The organism is Pseudoalteromonas sp. MMG013, assembly GCF_018100885.1.
GTDB classification, from domain to species: Bacteria; Pseudomonadota; Gammaproteobacteria; order Enterobacterales; family Alteromonadaceae; genus Pseudoalteromonas; species Pseudoalteromonas aurantia.
On record NZ_JAGJEE010000009.1, the window covers coordinates 68,393 to 89,278 of the forward strand.

General features: G+C 42.3%; 4 protein-coding genes. All 4 read right to left on the reverse strand.

The genetic code is table 11. The annotated features are described in order from the left end of the window. Positions 1-78: 78 nt before the first annotated feature. The 4 genes from J8L98_RS10960 to J8L98_RS10975 are packed head-to-tail and all read right to left on the reverse strand — an operon-like array spanning position 79 to position 20,836. Positions 79-10,506 carry a non-ribosomal peptide synthetase gene (locus tag J8L98_RS10960; protein ID WP_210996440.1) on the reverse strand — a complete coding sequence of 3,476 codons (10,428 nt, stop codon included), beginning with the start codon at positions 10,504-10,506 and terminating at the stop codon, positions 79-81. After that, positions 10,503-13,913, reverse strand: a complete 3,411-nt coding sequence (locus tag J8L98_RS25175) for a non-ribosomal peptide synthetase (RefSeq protein WP_210996441.1) — start codon at positions 13,911-13,913, stop codon at positions 10,503-10,505. The genes J8L98_RS10960 and J8L98_RS25175 overlap by 4 nt, the downstream gene beginning before the upstream one ends. Next, positions 13,913-17,404 (reverse strand): non-ribosomal peptide synthetase, encoded by a 3,492-nt coding sequence (locus J8L98_RS10970; RefSeq protein WP_210996442.1) that lies wholly within the window; start codon positions 17,402-17,404, stop codon positions 13,913-13,915. The genes J8L98_RS25175 and J8L98_RS10970 overlap by 1 nt, the downstream gene beginning before the upstream one ends. Further along, the gene (locus tag J8L98_RS10975; RefSeq protein WP_210996443.1) at positions 17,405-20,836 is read right to left on the reverse strand and encodes a non-ribosomal peptide synthetase; all 3,432 of its coding nucleotides are present in this window, start codon (positions 20,834-20,836) and stop codon (positions 17,405-17,407) included. Positions 20,837-20,886: the final 50 nt, after the last annotated feature.

A 20,886-nucleotide genomic window follows, 5' to 3' on the forward strand; every position in this document is an offset into this window, starting at 1 on the left:
TTCTAAATGGTGTGCTAACAATTTGACTATGGTGTCAAATTGTTAGCAGCTTATCGTGTGCAAAGCTTTAATGTTCCATTATAAGTTGCCTTGATTTTTTATTATTTTTGCAATTTCTTTGGCACCTTTACCTTTTAAGATGGAGAAGTGATTACCAACTACAGACTTATATTGTAATGTGTGATCCGAAAGTACTTGGCTGAGATATGACTGATACTCAACTGCTGAATAGGGGCTTTCAGTCGCCAATATCATAGACATAGGTACTTGTGGTTGAGGCACAATTCGGTACTCAGAAAATAGCTTAGCTTGATGCTGCCACGTTTTAAGTGCAAATTCAGGGACTCCAGCTGTGGCGGTGTCAGTGAATGCCTTTTTTGCAGGAGAATGTCGTAACTTATGCTGTTCAAAATACGTATCGAGCATAACAATATTGACATTATACCCCAGAGAATGCAGGTGCTTGGCCAACTCTAACGCTAATACGCCACCATAAGAATGACCCACGATGGTTAAGCTACTGTAATCCACACTTTCTAAACATGCTGCGAATGCGGTCACGTTCTGTTCAATTGAAGAGAAAGGCGACTCACCCGTAATGAGACCTTGGTGGCGGAAAACAGCCATTGCGACATTTTCATAGGTCAGATTATCGGTGATCTCCACAAAGTCTTTTGCTGTTCCAGCTGCGCCAGGAATGAAGAAAACGCCATGACTTGCTCCTTGCGGTGTACTTACCTCTCCTAACAAACTGGATTGATGTAACCCTGTTTGCATTGAATCAAGACTTAACGCCTGAGCGTGTATTGTATTATCACGAAATAGCGTCTGTAGTTCATATGCTTTTTCAAATTGGCTTTGGATTGCGTAAAGCAACTTAACCAACAGCAAAGAATGGCCGCCCAACTGATAGAAGTCCGCTTCGACACTGATTTTCTCTACCTCTAGATTCAATAGATTTGCCCATATCTGTACGAGCGATTTTTCAGTCTCTGTGTGTGGTGCTACATATTTACCATGCAACAAGCTTATGTCAGGTTTAGGAAGCGCCTGTTTATCTATCTTACCGTTTGGTGTAAGCGGTAATGACTCCATAGCAATAATAGTGGTTGGAACCATATAACTCGGTAGCTTTTCTTGTAATTGGCTGTGTATTGATGACGTAAGCTGGTTAACCTGGGCTTCATCTCTTACTGATGTTGCGATATAGCCGATCAGACCTTGAATACCACCTTCACCACCGAAGGTTGTTACTGTGCTGTGCGTGCCACTACATTGAGTCAGTGCCCTGTCGACTTCGTCAAGCTCGATTCTAAAGCCACGTAATTTGACCTGTTCATCATTGCGACCAATGAATTCGATGTTACCATCGGCTAGATAACGCACCAGATCACCCGTACGGTATAACCTGCTCTGTGTATTACTATCAAATGGATTTTGAATAAATCGCTCTTTGGTTAACTCTGGGCGATTTAAATAACCTCTTGCTAACCCATCTCCACCGATATACAGCTCTCCAATAGTTCCTTTTGGAACGAGGTGACAGCACTCGTCTAAGACAAAATATTGTACGTTAGTATTTGGCTTACCTATATGCACAGCAGAGTTACTACTTAGCTTACCAATTGAGCTACAAATGGATATTTCCGTAGGCCCATAGCCGTTGAAGAAAGCCTTGCCCTGTCGGGTCCATTTTGCCACTAGCTCGTTCGAACAATGTTCACCACCGACAATTACCACATCAATAAATGGACAAGACTCAGCGTCTAAACTTTCGAGCATTGAGGGCGTCATAAATAGGTGCGTCACATCAGCGTATTGAGACAACTCCGTTTGGAATGACAAAGTGCTGGCAAGTCGCACTTGAGCACCAGATATTAAGGCCGTCCACATCGCCCATATGGCGGCATCAAAAGCGGTAGAAGTTGCCTGATAAACTGATGAATTAGCGTTGATGTTTATTCTAGATGCGTTATCTACAACCGTATTGATCAAACCTCTGTGTTCAACCATAACCCCTTTTGGCTGGCCTGTAGATCCGGACGTGTAAATAACATATGCCAGTGGGCTAGATTGATGCAACTTAGCTACCGCTAAGTTATGCGCACTGTAGCGCGCTATTTCCGATTGCACTTGGCCATCATCTAAACACAATATATTCAGTTCACTAAGCGCGCCTATCTGCTGGGCAACTTCAGTTTGGCTAACAACGTAGCGGATCTGAGAGTCTGCGAGCATATACTGGATTCGGTCTTGTGGATAGTTAGGGTCTAATGGAACATAAGCCCCTCCAGCTTTCATCACAGCAAGTATCCCGACAACCATGTCCAATGAGCGCTCTAGATAAATACCAACGAGTGTCTCTTTAGTAATCCCTTGTTCACGCAGATAATGCGCTAGCCGATTTGCTGCACTATTGAGTTCCTGGTAAGACATTGATTTATCTTTAAATGCTAGCGCGATACTGTCAGGCGATTTTTCCACGCCTGATTCAAACAGTTGATGAATGAGCTTATTTGATGGGTAGTTGGCTTTGGTATCATTGAGGCTATGCGTCAAATAATGTGCTTCTTGTTTTGATAGCATGGGAAGATCTTTTATCATCTCAACACTATCATCTACTAAAGCGCTTAGTGCGTTCACCAAATGCTCAGCCAAAGCAGCCATATTTTGCTGACTAAATATTGACTCATCATAAACCCAATTAAAGCTTATCCCTTGCTCTGATATTGCTGCATTAATGTCTAAATCAAACTTACAAGAGAGACCATTTCTTTCGTATGCGCTAAAGTTCACGCCAGGTAAAGTTAATGCCTCTTGTTCATTAGTATTCATACTGAACATGATTTGGAACAACGGGGTATATTGTCTGCAGCGCAACACATTGCAGTGCTCTACCAGCTGCTCAAATGGAATGTCTTGGTGTGCTTGTGCCTCGATATTAACTTGGCGTACATGGGCTAAATACTCACTCACGCTCTGGTTATGTGTGTTGACGCGCAAAACAAGTGTGTTGACGAAAAAGCCAATCAATGGCTCCAAATCCACATGCTTTCGGTTAGCAACAGGTGTACCGATGACGATATCTTGGCTGTTTGAATGTCTAGATAGAACGAGTGACAATACAGCATGGAACAACATAAATGGTGTCAGTTGCTGTTGCTTTGCAAAATGCTCTAAGCGGTTTGCTGTAGTTTTATCTATCTGGCGGCTAACAACTTGACCTATATGCTTTTTAACGGGAGGCCTAGGCTTATCGAGGGGCAGACCATGTACGGCAGGTACATCTTCAAGTTGCTTGAGCCAGTAGTGCAACTGTGTTTTTAATACTTCCCCTTGCAGCCATTGTCTTTGCCAGAGCGCATAATCAGCATATTGAATTTTCAGATCTGGCACAGGGCTAGGCTGGGCGGCAATTGCGGCTTCATACTCTAAAGCAAATTCCTTTATCAACAAGCCCATAGACCATCCATCGGAAGCGATGTGATGCATATTGAATATTAACACGCCGTTATCTTCGAACTCTGACAACTGTATGAAAGTTGCACGCAACATAATATCTTGACGTAAGTTGAAAGGCCTTGCGATATCCTGCTGCACAATGGCAGCGACCTGTTCGTGTTGAGTTAGTTTATCTACCTTAGTGAGATCATGTTTGACTAAATTAAATTCCACGTCGTCACGAACAACTTGGACGGGGTCATCAACTTGGGTATTGAATACCGTTCTGAGTACGTGGTGGCGTGTAATGATATTAGACATCGCCAACTGCGCCGCTGCTAAGTCAAACAGCCCTGAGACTCGTGCAACCATTGGCATATGGTACTCGGGGCTAGCTCCTTGTAACTGATTAATCATCCACAGACGTTGTTGGGCAAAGGATAGCGCAACTGGCGTGCCAGGCTCTTTTACTGTCGCTTTGAGTTCTGGGACGGACAAGCTTGCACTATTGTGTGCATCCAAAGTGCTTGCCATTGTCCTAATCGTTGAGTGCTCAAATAGTTGCTGAACACTGAGATCTTTATCTAGCGTGTGTTTGATCTCTGATATTAGGCGAATAGCCAGTAACGAGTGTCCGCCAATATCGAAAAAGTTAGCGGCTACGCTTATGGACTGGGCCTCTTGCTTCAGAAGGTTAGAACAAATTTGCACGAGTGAGTGTTCGGTGTCGGTTGTCGGTGCAACGTACTCACCTTGACTCAGCATGGTATCGCAGCTTGGCACTGGTAACGCTTGCCTATTTACTTTTCCATTGGGTGTCAGTGGTAACGAATCTAACACCATGATGGTAGATGGAACCATATGGTTAGGTAATTGCTCTTGTAGTTGCGCTTTTAAAGCACTCGTAAACTGACTGTCATCTGCATGGTCATGTTTGTCTACTGTAACATATCCCGCTAACCGCTGTGAGTCAGCTTCACCGACAATGGTAATTGTACAAGCATTCACATGTTCGCATCGACTTAGGACATGCTCAATTTCACCAAGCTCAATACGAAAACCTCTGACCTTTACCTGGTCATCGTTTCGACCGATAAACGCTACATTTCCATCTTCAAGATAACGTACTAAGTCACCTGTTTTATAAAGTTTGCTGTTTGGATCGTCACACAACGGATGTGCTATAAATCGCTCGCGTGTCAGCTCTGGTAAATTCAGATACCCTCTTGCTAACCCATCCCCCCCGATATAGAGCTCACCAATCGTGCCAATAGGTACGATTTGGAGCTGGTCATTTAAGACGAGGTACTGAACATTGCCGCTTGGTTTTCCTATGTGGGGCTGCGTGTGTTGGGCCAGTTTACTCATTGAGCTGACGATCGAGACTTCAGTAGGACCGTATGCGTTTAAAAATACTTTCCCTTGTTGCGTCCATCTGTTCACCAAGTCTGGTGAACAATTTTCGCCACCCACGATGACCACTTTGATAAATGGACAGGCATCTACATCTACACTCTCTAGCATCGATGGAGTCATAAATAAATGCGTTACATCAGCATATTGAGTGAGTTCAGCCTGAAAAGATAACGTACTTGCTAACCTGACTGTCGCGCCCGCGATTAAGGTATTCCAAATAAGCCATACTGACGCATCAAATGCTATAGAAGTGGCCTGATATGATATAGAACCAGGTTCCATTTCAATACGACGTACATTGTCCATAATTGTATTGACTAGGCTTCTGTGCTCAACCATGACCCCTTTAGGCGCACCTGTCGAGCCAGACGTATAAATCACGTAAGCCAAGTTTCTACTGTGTTGGTGAGCCGATGGTATGGGGTTTTCTGTCGGGTATTGGTTAAGCTCTTTTTGCATCCATACATCGTCTAGCCTCACTACATCTATTTCATTGGTAAAAGTGAACTGTTCCGCCACCTTTGACTGGGTCAGCACATGCTTTATTTGAGTATCCTCTAACATATACTCAAGTCTTGATTTCGGGTATTTGGGATCTAACGGCACATATGCTGCACCGGCTTTTAGAATTGCGAATATACCCACCACCATTTCCAAAGAACGTTCGACATAGATCCCCACAAGCGTTTCAGTGCTCACACCTTGGGCTTGCAGGTAATGTGCTAACCTGTTCGCGCTTGCGTTTAGTTCGTGGTAGGTCATGGTATGGTCTGTGAATAGCAATGCTAAATCATCCGGTTGACTGGCCGCCTTTTCCTCAAATAGCTGATGGAATAACGCTTCTTTTGGATAATCTGCTTGCGTGCTGTTAAGTGTATGCGTTTGGTAAAATGCCTCTTGCTCCGATAACATAGGCAATTGTGCTAACTCGGTCATTCTCGGATTTGAAAATTCACTCAATAACCTAGTAAGATGCTCTGCCATTGATGTGATATGCGCGTGAGTAAACAGTGACTCATCATAGACCCAGTTGAATGTAATCCCATCATCGCTGATAGCAGCATTGATATCCAAGTCGAATTTACAAGCAATACCTGAACGCTCATATGGCGTGAAACTTACACCAGACAAGCTTAAGGCTTCACGACTAATCGTATTCATGCTGAACATGATTTGAAACAATGGTGTATATTGACTGCTGCGAGGAGTATTACATACCTCCAACAGCTGCTCAAATGGTAACTCTTGATTGGCTTGAGCATCAATATTGACCTGTCTAATATGAGCCAAATACTCGCTCAATGACGTATCGCTAGTATCGACCCGTAGTACTAATGTATTGACAAAAAAACCAATTAATGACTCTAGATCAGCGTGCATACGATTTGCAACAGGTGTCCCAATCACAACGTCTTGACTATTTGCATGCCTTGAAAGCACCAAGGCTAATGCTGCGTGAAATAACATAAAGTTAGTCAACTGATGCTCTTTTGCTATTTGATAAAGTCGCTCAGAGGTGGTTTTATTTATCTGGCTACTGACGACTTGGCCCTTGTGTTTTTTAATTTGCGGGCGCGCTTTATCAAGTGGTATGCCATGCAGAGCGGGAACATTATCAAGCTGTTTCTGCCAGTAAGTTAACTGTCGATTTAGTACATCACCTTGTAGCCAGTTTCGCTGCCAATGAGCATAGTCAGCGTATTGAATTTGCAAGACTGGAAGCGGGTCTGCTTGACCTGTCAATGCAGCCTCATATTGTACTTTAAATTCCTTAACTAATAGCCCCATTGACCAGCCGTCCGATGCGATATGGTGCATATTAAATAATATGATGCCCTTATCTCCTTGTGTCGAAAGCTGTATAAATGCCACTCGCACCATAATGTCTTTAATCAGATCAAAAGGTTGAGAAATGTCCTGATTGACTAAGCTGGCTATTTTTTGTTGCTGTTCCGACAGGCTAAGTTGACTAAGATCATGCTGAATGATTTGAAACGTTACATCATCGCGAACGACTTGCGCTAACGTGTTGTTGTGGTTTGAGAATACAGTTCTAAGCACTTGATGACGCTCAATAATGTTTTGCATAGATTGCTGTGCTGCGGCTAAGTCGAACTGTCCAGTGACATGAAAAGCCATTGGCATATTGTATTCTGGGCTACCGTTTTGTAGTTGATCAATTGTCCAAAGTCGTTGTTGTGAAAACGACGGTGCAATGACGGAGTTGTATTGTCTAGCAATAGGCTTAAGCGCAGGCATTGCTGTATTTTGAGCAGTTTCTTGGTCTAATACGCTTGCAAGAGACTCAATGGTTGGGCGCTCGAACAGTTGATGGATGCCCAACTCTTGTTGTAGTTCGCTACGAATCTCAGAAATTAAACGAATCGCCAGTAAAGAATGGCCACCAATCGAGAAAAAATCTGCATTTGTACTGATGTTTTCTGCTTCCAGGTTGAGTAGTTTAGCCCAAACGTTAACCAATGCTTCTTCCGTAGCGGTTTTTGGTGCAATATACTGTATGTATTGCATATTATTCTTAGGCTCAGGAAGCGCCTTTTTATCAATTTTTCCGTTTAGAGTAAGAGGTAGTTTTTCTAACACGACAAGCGATGATGGTATCATATACTCAGGAAGCTTTTCTCTCAGCTGCGCGATTAGTGACACTATCAGCTGACTGGTGTCGTTTGAGTGGTCAGTATCATCGGTTGTAACATAGCCTACAATGCTTTGTGCTGCGCCTTCGCCCCTTATCATAACAATGCTAGATGTCACGCCATGGCACTGGCTTAATGCGTGTTCAATTTCGCCCAGTTCAATTCTAAAACCACGTATTTTTACTTGGTCATCATTACGACCTACAAACACTAAATTGCCGTCCATCGAATAACGTACAAGATCACCTGTTTTATAAAGTCGATTGCCTGATCCATTGCTAAATGGATTGTTAATAAAACGCTCTTCAGTTAATTGAGGCTGATTTAGATAGCCTCGTGCTAACCCTGATCCAGCGATGTATAGCTCGCCTACGGCCCCAAATGGCACAAGCCGTAAATGCTTATCGAGTATGTACGCTTGCGTATTTGCAATACATTTACCTATGGCTTTAACGCCGTGAGAAAGTAACTGATAGCTGCTATTTACACAGGTTTCAGTCGGACCATATGCGTTGATTGCGCGCTGCTGTTTGTCATCACAATAGGCCATTACCTTATTTAGTTGGGCATATGTGAGTTCTTCACCACTTACAATCAGGCTAGGGAAATGCTGGTTTTGCGAATACAATTCGGACATAACCTCTAGCACCATGCTTGGTGTAGAGTTGTAGACGGGAATTTGGTGTTGATTAAGCAATTGCGCAATGTCTTGTGGTGATTTTTGTTGCTTTTTGCTTAGTACAAATACCGTCGCACCTAACCACAATGACACGATGCTTTTTAGCGACGCATCAAAACTATAAGATGCAGACCAGAGCCACTTTGTTGGCTCTACATTTAGGTCTGTCATTTGAGATGTAAACGACAAGCCGAAGTTGATAAGGTTGCGATGCGCTATCAATACACCTTTAGGTTGCCCAGTCGAACCCGAAGTATATATTATATAGGCTAGATTATTGCTGTTTTGTAGGTGCAACTTCTGCGGATTGGTCACAGGGTATTGACAGACTGCTTGTTGCTGTTGTGGCTCGTCCAAAAGAATAATTTGCGCGTCATGAAGACTGCCTAATTTTGATACGACACTCACTTGGCTTAGCACATATTTTACTTGAGTATCATCAAGTATGTGCTGCAATCTGGCCTGCGGATAATTTGGGTTTAGCGGAACATATGCTCCTCCTGCCTTCAGTACCGCGAGGATCCCAATAACCATTTCCAAACAGTGATCTACACATAGACCTACCAGTGTTTCAGTTGTCACCCCTTGTTGACGTAGGTAATGCGCTAGTTGATTGGACGCAGAATTTAGTTCTTGGAATGATAGCTGCTTACCTTCAAACACCAAAGCTGTTTTATGAGGGTGCTTGGCAACCTGTTCTTCGAATAACGCGTGAATAAGGGTGCTGTCTGAGCATGTGATAGACGTTTCATTAAGAGAGTGTGTTAAGCGATACTTCTCTTGTTCTGACAGAATAGAAATATCTTTGAGCATTTTCATACTGTTATCTGCCAGTGCACTCAATACACGAGCTAAATGAGACCCCAAAGAACAAATATATTCGTGGCTGAATAATGATACATCGTATACCCAGTTAAAGGTGACCCCTGTCTCAGATATTGATGCTTTAACATCAAGGTCGAACTTGTTGAGAATATTTCCACGATCGTAGGCACTGAAACTTACCTCAGGTAGGTTCAACGACGCTCGATCATTGGTATTCATACTGAACATGATCTGAAAAAGAGGGTTGTGTTGGCTACTACGCTGAACCTGACAATGCTCTATGAGTTGTTCAAAAGGAATATCTTGGTTTGCTTGCGCATCAATATTCACTTGTCGTACATGGGTTAAGTAATCATTAATATTTTGGTGATCGGTATTGACGCGCAAGACTAAGGTGTTAACAAAAAAACCAATTAATGCTTCCAATTCCGCCTGCATTCTATTCGCAACTGGTGTGCCTATTACAATATCGTGGTTATGCGAATGCTTCGACAACACGAAAGCAAGCGCCGCATGAAACAGCATAAATGGTGTGAGTTTATACGCTGAAGCCACCTGTTGTAGGCGATCAGACGTCGCTTTATCTATCTTAATGCTCACTGCCTGGCCAATGTGTTGTTGGGTAGTTGGACGCTCTCCACTTAATGGAAGACTATGTACCCTAGGTAGTGATTCAAGCTGTTTGGCCCAATAACTAAGTTGCTTATCCAGCTCCTCTCCTTGTAACCAAGTACGTTGCCAATGTGCATAATCTGCATATTGAATCGGCAGCTTTGATAGCCCACTACAATCGCCTGATATTGCAGCACTGTATTCAGCAGCAAACTCTTTAATGAGAATTCCCATCGACCAGCCATCAGAAGCGATATGGTGCATATTGAATAGCAGCACCCCTTCACTTTCTTCTGATGAAAGTTGTATATGGGTTGCTCGAATCATAATATCATTAGTTAAATCAAATGGTTGAGACGCGTCTTGCTGGATCAGTTTTGAAACGCGATTTTGCTGTTGTTGTGTGTTGTATTCACTGAGATCATAGCGACTGACGCAAAATTCGAAGTCATCATGGATGAGTTGAGTAGGCTCTTGATCTCGATTAGAAAAAGTCGTACGCAACACTTCATGGCGTTCGATGATATTGCACAGCGCTTTTTCGGCTGCATCAACATCAAAGCGGCCACTTAATTTAAAGGCCATTGGCAAGTTATATTCTGGGCTGCCACTTCGCAGCTGCTCAATCAGCCATAACCTTTGCTGTGCAAAAGAAAGCTTTTGTGATTTGGCACCTATTCTGGATATTGCAGGCCGAGTACTTTTACTGAAGTTATCTTTTGACAAGTATTCAATGATTTCGTGCTTGTGCTCTAAAACTACTAGTTTGATACTTTCAGGGAAGCTTTCAACCGTTAAACGATATTTTAAATTCTGCTCTTCAACATACAAGATAACGCCTTGTAATGCGGCATTTTCAATGATTTTCCTTATGCTCATAGTGTCCCTTCAGATTTAACTTCAGCACTTTCTTTAAGAGCACTTAGCATTTTTCTCAATAGCAGATCGTCAATTAATCCAGCCAACTTGCTAATTGTTTCAAATTCATAGAGTTGGTTAACTGTAACTTCTAAGTCAAATAGCTCTCTAATTGCAGCTAAGAGTTTGATAGTTAGTAATGAGTGACCGCCTACTTCATAAAAGTTGGCTGTAACACTTAACTTACTACTTTCAATTTTCAGTAACTTAGACCATATTTGCAGTAGCGATTTTTCTGTTTCTGACTGTGGTGCAACGTAGTTTTGCTGACCCAAGCTTGCATCGGGATCCGGTAATGCTTTTTTATCTATTTTTCCGTTTGTGGTCAGTGGCAGTTGGTCCAGTAACATAAATATCGATGGTACCATGTAGTTTGGTAGCATAGTGTGTAGCTCAGCACGCAGGTTATTTATCAAAATACTTTCGTTTCCAGCAATATCGCCTTCTACAGCCACGTATCCCACTAGGCTATTTTGTTCTTCCGTGCCTTTGACCAGAACCACACTATTTTTCACGCCATTACATTGATTTAAAACACTTTCTACTTCGCCTAATTCAATTCGATAACCACGAATTTTCACTTGTGTGTCATTGCGACCGATAAATTCAATGTTGCCCTCTTCGAGGTAACGAACTAAGTCTCCGGTTTTGTATAGCTTGCTATCTGGGTTATCACTAAATGGGTTTTTAATAAAGCGCTCAGCCGTTTGTACTTGGCGATTAAAGTACCCTCTGGCAACGCCTGCACCACCAACACATAACTCCCCTACACTTCCTTTAGGTACTAGTTGCTCTAAAGGGCTTAAGATATAAACATTGACATTGGAAATCGGCTGACCGATGTTGATATGAGCGTTTGGTGAAAGTTTTCCTGCAGTCACACAAATAGATGCTTCTGTAGGCCCATAAGCATTAATTAATGTAAAACGCTCAGAGAACTTATCGATCAGCGCTGCACACGCCTTGTCACCCGCTACAATTAATGTTTGGATAGCGCAATTGTCCAATGCCATGCTGTTCAGTAGCGTAGGTGGAAGCGTAATATGTGTAATGCTTTGTTGTTGGATCATTGCTTCAAGTTGTGCCGTATCACTCACGGCTTTGGCATGGCATAGATGCAGCTGTGCGCCGCTCAAAATAGCCATGAATATTTCTGATACCGATGCATCGAAGCACATTGACGCAAACTGTAGCACTTTGCTTTGAGGCGAAATCGAAAAGGTGTCTATTTGAGATAGTATGGTATTAAGCACGCCGTGATGCTCGACCATAACTCCCTTCGGAACGCCAGTAGAGCCCGACGTGTAGATGATATAAGCCAAACTATGGGAATGATGCTCCGTTGAGGCAATTAGGTTGCCTGTTGGATAGTTGTCAAACTGCAGCTTATCTAAGAGCATAACATTTAGGGCATCGGGTAGAGAAACTTGCTCAATTACTGAAGTGTTACTAAGTAAATGCTTTATTTGAGTATCTGCAAAGATGTGCTGTAGCCGCGCACGAGGATAATGAGGGTCAAGTGGTACATAAGCGCCTCCCGCTTTAAGCACAGCCAATATGCCAATTATCATATCGAAAGAACGTTCGACACAAATACCAACCAGAGTTTCAGTTGTTATGCCTTGCTCACACAGGTGTTGTGCGAGTTGATTCGCTTTCTCATTTAACGTGTTATACGTCATTGTAGCGTCATCGAACACCAGAGCGATATTATCTGGCGTCTTAGCTACTTGTACTTCAAATAGTTCATGGAGCAGCTTATCAGGATAGGGGGTTCGGTTATTGTTCAAAGTGGATGTCAATTGAGACACTTCATGCTCTGAGAGCATGGGTAAATCTTTTAAATGGGTTACATGGTTATCAGCAAGCCCCTTTAACAGCTGTGCTAGGTGTCTACTGAGTGTTTCAATATGAGCATGATGAAATAGCGACTCGTCATAAACCCACTGAAATGAGATACCTTCTTCGGTAATATTCGCTTTAATATCAAGGTCAAATTTGCAGTTGATGGTCAAATGTTCATAAGAACTAAAACTAATACCAGGTAGCGATACTGCAGCCTGCTCATTGGTGTTCATGCTAAACATTATTTGGAACAATGGGTTGTGTTGGCTGCTACGCGGTATGTTGCAATGCTCTACCAGCTGCTCAAAGGATGTGTCTTGATTTACCTGAGCGTCAATATTTACCTGGCGAATGTGGGCAAAATACTCATCTAGCGTATTGTGGCTTGTATTGGCGCGCAGTACCAGAGTATTGACAAAAAAGCCAATGAGCGTTTCAAGTTCGACCTGCATGCGATTCGCAATTGGTGTGCCGATAACAATATCTTGGTTATTTGAATGTCTAGATAAAACCAGTGCTAGACTTGCGTGAAGCAACATAAAAGGCGTGAGTCGATGTGCATTTGCAACTTCCAATAAACGCGCTGAGGTTGCTTTATCAACGTTGAGAGAAACCGCTTTCCCTCTATGGAGTTTAACTTTTGGACGAGCCTTATCAAGGGGTAAACTATGGACTACTGGCACACCTTCTAATTGTTTTTGCCAATAACTTAGTTGCTTATCTAATACGTCACCTTGCAACCACGTTCTCTGCCAGTAGGCATAGTCAGCATATTGTATTGGTAATTCTGAAAATGCGCTGTTTTTACCACTTACGGCAGCGTCATATTCTGCAGCAAATTCTTTGAACATGAGCCCCATAGACCAACCGTCAGAGGCGATGTGATGCATGTTGAACAGTAACATGCCTTTGTCTTTTTGAGGTGAAAGAAATAGGTACGCGGCACGCACCATAATGTCCTTGCTTAGGTCAAAAGGTTTAGCGATTTCTTGTTTCATGAAGCTGGCAATATGAGTGTCTTGCTCATGCTTATCCAATTCACTTAAATCGTGTTGTTGCAAGCAAAAATCAACCTGTGGCTTTACCACTTGAACGGGGTCACTGTCATGTGTGCTGAACACGGTTTTCAGCACTTCGTGGCGGTTTATAATATTCAGCATGGCAGTTTCTGCTGCTGCTAAGTCAAACTTGCCTACTACTTTAAGCGCCAGTGGCATATTGTACTGTGGGCTTCCACCTTGCAATTGATCCAATACCCATAATCTTTGCTGGGCGAAAGAAAGTGGTGCAGAATCAGAGGGGGGACGTTTTGAAATTCTCGTTTCTACGGCTGAGCTAATCTCGTTTTCTACAACCTGATTTTTTAGATAAGCGATTATTTCTTCTTTATTTTCAGAAATACTCTGTTTTAACTCATCTGATAGGCTACCTTTTTTGGCCTTATATGCAAGTCGATTTTTGCTAAGGTATAGATGAACCTGACTCGAGACAGCTTTATCTAATATCTTTTCAACTTTATTCACTAAAATATACCTTCTTCCATCGACTCATCATCCAAATCAAGGTCGATATTTTCATTATTATTATATTGAGTAAGTTCATCAACAAGCGCGCTAAGCTGATAAACCGTAGGTTTATTAAATGCAGACTTTAACTCAATTGATACAGCAAATGCTAAATTAATTCGTGTAACGAGCTTGGTGAGTGATAAAGAATGGCCACCCAGTTCAAAAAAGTTGTCTTCAATACCCACTTTGGGTAATGTCAATATATCGCACCAGATATCACACATTTTTTTCTGTGTTTCTGTGCTTGGTGGTTTATGTTCAGTCTCAACAGCTTTATTTGTATGTTTTGGAAATGCCTTTTTATCAATTTTTCCATTTGGTGTTAATGGGAAAGACTCCATTACTATAACTTCTTTTGGCACCATATATTCAGGTAGATTATCAATTAGAGCCTGCTTGAGTGTAGCCACTAGCTGCTCAGTTGAGCTGTGCTGTTGTAGTTGACTATGTTCAGTGATGTACGCGACAAGTTGCTTTTGACCATTTTCAAGTTCAGGCGCCATCACTAAGGCTTCATTCACTTGCTCATTTGCGGCTAACACCTTTTCGATTTCGCCTAATTCAATTCGAAACCCTCGAATCTTTACCTGGTTATCTTGTCTACCTAAAAACTGTAAGTTTCCATTCTCATCCCAACGGCCAAAGTCCCCTGTTTTGTACATTTTTACGTCGGTTTGTGATGAAAATCTATCATGTACAAAGTGGGCATGTGTTTGCTCAGATAAGCCAAAATAACCATCACTGACCCCTGAACCGCCGATGTATACCTCGCCTACTTCACCGGGGAAAGCAAGTTGTTTATCTTTGTTTAGTATATAAATCTTAACGCCTGGAAGAGGTTTACCCACGGGAATACTGATGCCTGATAATTCTTCACCATTGAGCGTATTTAAAACGGTTGCACAGACGGTCGCTTCAGTTGGCCCATAATGATTGAATAATTGAACGCGGTGCCCGGTCAGTTCAGCGAATTTTTTCACTTGCTCAACCGTTACCGCCTCTCCGCCAAACATCACCATTTTTAAGCCGGCTAAGTTTGCCTCAGGATCATTAAGCAACATCAGATCTTCGGTCCAACGTACCCATAGTGACGCTGGGGCGTCAATGGCAGTTATGCTGTGCTTATTACAATAGGCTATCAATTCTTTAGCGCCTAGCTCAGCTGGGTTTGAATGCAGAACGAGTGTAGAGCCGGTGCTCAAAGCGGGGAATATATCCCCCACTGAAGCATCAAAAAATAGCGGTGGGATCATTAATAAATGCTGGTCATCGAAATGATGACTATGTTTAAAGCCCGCCACAAAATTAGATAGGTTCTGGTGGTTAACCTGTACGGCTTTAGGCTCACCCGTTGAGCCTGAAGTATAAATCGCGTAGGCTGGCTGAGCCCCAGATACCTTTGTATTGGCTTTATGTGCTGCGTTTTCGATTTCTTCAGTGATAAATTGAGCAATGTTATTGCCCATCAATTGCGCTTTTGAAATATAAGCTTTAGGTGTTAACAAGGCTTTTGCTTTAACGTTATCAACCATAAACTCAAGGCGTTTTTCAGGCTGATTAGCATCTAGCGGAACATATGCTGCTCCTGAGGCCATTACACCTAATATGGAAACTACTGACTCTACATTTAGCCCAGTCAGCACAGCGACATAATCATTATTGCCAATGCCATTTTTTTGTAGTGTCACCGCGATGTCATTCGCTTTGACAACAAGATCTTTATAGCTTATCTGTGTTGTCGCATCTTTAATCGCGATATGATCGGAGAATTGCTTCTCACTGTCTAATATTTGTTCGTATACAGATGTATTACTTACGTCAATAGGATCAGTTTGCAGTGTTTCGAGTAAATAGTGTTTTTGTTCTGATGAAATACTCAACAAAGAAGAAATCGGATTTGTATTAATATCGTCTGGTGTTATTCCAGCGATAGATGACAATATACGTTCAAGTTGCTGGTTATATACCGCAATTCTCTCTTTGTTAAAAATGCTGCCATCATAAATCCACTGAATATCCATACCATTTTCAGATAAATTCACCGCAAGGTTGATATCATATTTTGCAGGTAAGTCTTGATCTGGCACTGATGAAAACGTTACATCTGATAACTTATTGGCAGCTTGGATTTTGCTTTCCGTCTCATTTTCAAGGCTGCTTTCAACATTTAAAATAATTTGAAAAAGAGGAGTATAAGCACTATCTCGCGGTACATTAAGAAAGTCTACTAGCTCATCAAATGGTACTTCTTGATTATGCAAAGCATCAATGTTTACCTGTCTAATATGATGTAGATAGTCAACAATACTCTGCTCACTGGTATTGGCGCGAAGGATCAGAATGTTAATGAAAAAGCCAACCAGCGGCTTCAACTCTGCCTGCATTCTGTTTGCTACAGGTGTGCCAATAACAATATCACTGCTTTCGCTGTTGCGAGACAGAACCAGTGATAACGCCGCATGCACTAACATGAACGGCGTCATTCTAAACTGCTTTGCAACTTTACCAAGTCGTTCGACTATATTTGATGATAGGTGTCCACTGTACAATGAGCCTATATTTTTCTTAACCAAGGGGCGAGCATTATCGAGTTCTAGGCTGTGTACTACAGGTAAATTCTTTAACTGTTCTTGCCAATACTCATATTGGGCAGTTATTTTGTCTTTGCCCTGCATCCCTTCATGCTGCCAAAAAGCGTAGTCGCTGTACTGTAATGCTAGGTGCGGTAATTGAGCTTCAACTCCCTGGCTGTCGGCTAGGTATAATTGACAAAATTCACTGATTAATATGTTCATTGACCAGCCATCTGAGGCGATATGGTGAGTCGTGAAAATTAAAACGCCATCAAGCTCTGAACCTGTTTTATCAAGGTAGATAAAACTGGCTCGCATCATCAAGTCATTTTTTAAATCGAAGATTTTATACCTATCTTGGCGCAGTATATCTGCTAGCTCGCGCTCTTTATCATCTTGCGCAAGAGCCGACAAGTCATAACGTGATAGTTTAAACTCCACATTATCTCTGATCACTTGTGATGGGCCTGTGCCTTTGTCTTCAAGCACTGTTCGCAATGTAGTATGTCGTTTAACAAGCTGTGAAATCGCCTTTTCGGCAGCATCAACATCAAACCGTCCTTTGACACGCAGTGGCCTAACCATATTGTATTCAGGCGTACCGCCATTTATCTGGTCTATGATCCAAAGCCGCTTTTGTGCATATGACGCGGGGATTGAACCCTCCTGAGCATGAGCGGTTACAGCTGGGCGTGTTATCCGTGGTTCCTGTTTACTGAGCCACGCGATGATTTCAGGCTTGTGCTCTCTCATCTCTTGCAATAGATCTGCATTTAATAAGTGTGTTTTACCTATCACTTTAATTTCAGAGTTATCATCAAGGTAAAGCTTGATGCCAAGCGCTTGGATTTTTTTAAGTAATTTTGAGAGCATTTATAAAGACACCTCTGTTTCATCACTTTCGAGTGCATGTTGACCCTTTGAGCTCACTTTAAGCGTCATCTTTGCGTTGTCTATGTGTTCAGCTAACAGTTCGATGTCTTGGAAGTTGAAAATGTCACGAATACTGATTTCTACCTCTAAGTGGCTGTTAATTGAGTTAATTAGGGTTACTGCCAAAAGAGAGTTCCCTCCTAATTCGAAGAAGCCCATTTTGACGCTAATATCAGGTGCATTTTTCCCCAATAATGACGAAAAGATAGAAATAAGAGTTTTTTCAGTGTCTGTTGAAGGTGCAACATAACCTGTGCCTGTCACTTTGGTGTCTGGCTCAGGCAGTGCTTTTCTGTCTAATTTTCCACTGCTGGTGTACGTCAGTTGCTCAACAATCATATAAGCGGATGGCATCATATACTCAGGTAAAACCGTTGCTAAGTGGGACTTAGCCTGGCTTATCATGTCTTGCTCTGCGACGTCATTTGTAACAAGGTAGGCAACTAAGTTTGCACTGGCCCCCTCTCCTTTCATCGCCACAGCAACTTCTTCTATATTTTCCAAGTGTTTCAAATGTGCTTCAATTTCTCCAAGCTCAATTCTGAAACCACGTACCTTGACCTGATCATCAATACGACCTAGATACTCTAAATTCCCATTTTTATCAAAACGAACAAGGTCACCAGTTTTATACAAGCGAGCATTATTTTCTTTACTAAACGGATTAGCAATAAAACGCTCAGTTGTCAGTTGAGGCTGGTTGACGTAGCAGCGAGCAAGACCTACACCACCAATGTAGAGCTCACCGCAGGCGCCCACTGGCACTCTGTTAAAATGCGCATCCAAAACATAGAACTGAATGTTATTGATTGGCTTGCCGATGGGCACGATGGCTGCTTGAGCATCACGCTCTGTTGCCCAATAACTAACATCAATTGTTGCTTCTGTAGGGCCGTATAAGTTGTGTAGCTCTGCCGGATGTAATGTGTGGAACCGTTTAACCAAGTCTGCAGATAATGCTTCTCCGCCGCAAAAAACTCGCTTAACCGATAAGCATTTCGACCATTGGTCTTGCTGTAACATAATAGCGAGCATTGATGGCACAAAATGCAATGTGGTCACTTGTTGCGCCGCAATTAAATCACAAAGATAACTTGGGTCTTTATGTCCCTCTGCTCTGGCAACTATCAGTGTTGCGCCGGCAATGAGTGGCCACATAAACTCCTCAACTGAAATGTCGAAGGTAAATGGTGCTTTTTGCAACATTCGGTCTTCACTGGTGAGCGCATAGTCATACTGTTGCATCCAATCTATTCTATTGACGAGTGCTTGATGCTCAACCATTACCCCTTTAGGCTGCCCCGTCGAACCTGATGTATATATGACATAAGCTAAATTCTTTGATGTAAGGCCCAGCTTGATAGCGTCTGGATTATCGTTTGAGTAGCGCATTAGCTGCGTGTCTGAAGATGGATCATCCAAAGCAAAAAATGCACTGCCCTGATAATCGGTGATGTCCGTAAAACGCTTTTGCCCGATAATGATGCTTGGTTTGGCGTCTTGAACAATATAAGACAGACGTTGTTGCGGAAGTGTAGGATCCAAAGGAACATAAGCGCCACCGGCTTTTAAAGTCGCCAGTATTGCCACTACCATCTCTACGGAACGCTCCGCACAGATACCCACTAAGCTGTCTGGCTTTACCCCTTGTTCAATCAGGTAAGCAGCCAGTTGGTTGGCGCGTTGATTAAGTGTTGAGTAACTCACTTGTTGGGATTCAAATACAACGGCTATAGATTCAGGTGTGCGTGCTGCTTGAGCTTCAATTTGGCTATGAATACACAGATCGTGAGGGTAATCGACAGCGGTATTATTCCACTGTTTTAACAATGATTGATTTGCCAAAGATAGCACAGGGAGCTCTGAAACAGGTTTTTCAGAGTCATTTGCAATACCTTGTAATAAAACCGCAAAGCTTGCATTGATTTGTTCGATCTCTTCTTGAGTAAATAGATCCTTAGCATAGAGCCATGAAAACTCGAGGCCCTGGTTACTTTCTTTGGCCGTTAATGTAAGATCAAATTTGGAGTAAACCTCTGGCAATTCGATAGCTTCAACCTCAATGCCGTTTAGCGTTTCACGTTGAGCACTTTCATGAATCAATGAAAAAGTAATCTGAAAGAGAGGATTGTAACTGTCACTTCGTTCTGGATTTAGTTTATCCACCAGCATATCAAATGACACGCCGTCATTTGCGTAGGCATCTAACACATTTTTTTTAGTTTGTTCTAGTAGTTGCTTAAACCCATGGTTTGTATCTATCTGAGTTCTAAGCACTAATGTGTTAACAAAAAAGCCAATCAAAGGCTCGATATCTTTAACGTTACGCCCTGCTGCAGGACTACCAATTACAATATCATTTTCGCTACTCCACCTGCTTAATAGCAAAGAAAATGCACTTTGCAGTACCATGAACAAGCTGGCGTTATTTTCTTTTGCAAGCAGGCTTAGTTTATCTTTTAGTCCTTTATCAATCTGATATTTTGATACTTCACCAACATACGTCGGTCTGGCTGGTCTAGCGCGTCCCTTAGTCAATTGATGTACATTGGGAATATCATGTAATTGTGTTTGCCAATACTCTAACTGTTTTTCAAGCTCGCCACTTTGAGATAACTCATGCTGCCAGTATGTAAAATCAACATACTGAATCGGTAAGTCCGACAATGTGTTACCATTTCCAGCACTGATAGACTGATAGAGTTGCGTAAATTCTTTTACTAGTACACCCATAGACCAACCATCAGATGCGATATGGTGGACTGTCAGCGCCAATACATATTCATTTTCAGACAGCGTGATAAGCATTACTCTGATTGGCCATTGTGTATCCAATGCAAATGATGAGTTTACTTCTTGTTGCACTATTTTCTTCATTTCATGATCACGAGTAGCTGGCTCGAGATCAGTTAGACTGTGATGTTGGATTGTCACACTCTGTGCTGGATGAATCTTTTGATGTGCTGTATCACCCATTAATACGTAAGTCGTTCTCAGTACCTCATGGCGCTCGACGATAGTGTCTAATGTCTGCTGCAAAACGTGTTTGTCCAAGCTGCCAGTAAGCCTCAAAATTGCGGGTATATTGTACTGTGGGCTACCACCACTAATTTGGTCTGTCAGCCACAGCCTTTGCTGTGCGAAGGACAGTTTGGCAAACTGAGAGTCGATAGAGCACTTAGCTATCTTTTGACTACGTTGCGTTTGGTTTTTGTTAAGCTGGTCAATTAATTGCACTTTATTTTCTCGGATCAGCTCAAGTAGCGATGGTTCAACTGCTTTGCCTTTGGACTGTATTTTTAATTTATTGTCATTAACGCCAAGGGTAATGTTGTTATTTTCTAGCAATTGAATCAATTCACAGGTTGTCATACTTAATTCCTATTTTTAAGTAACTATTTCGTGGCACTGACCTACATCCG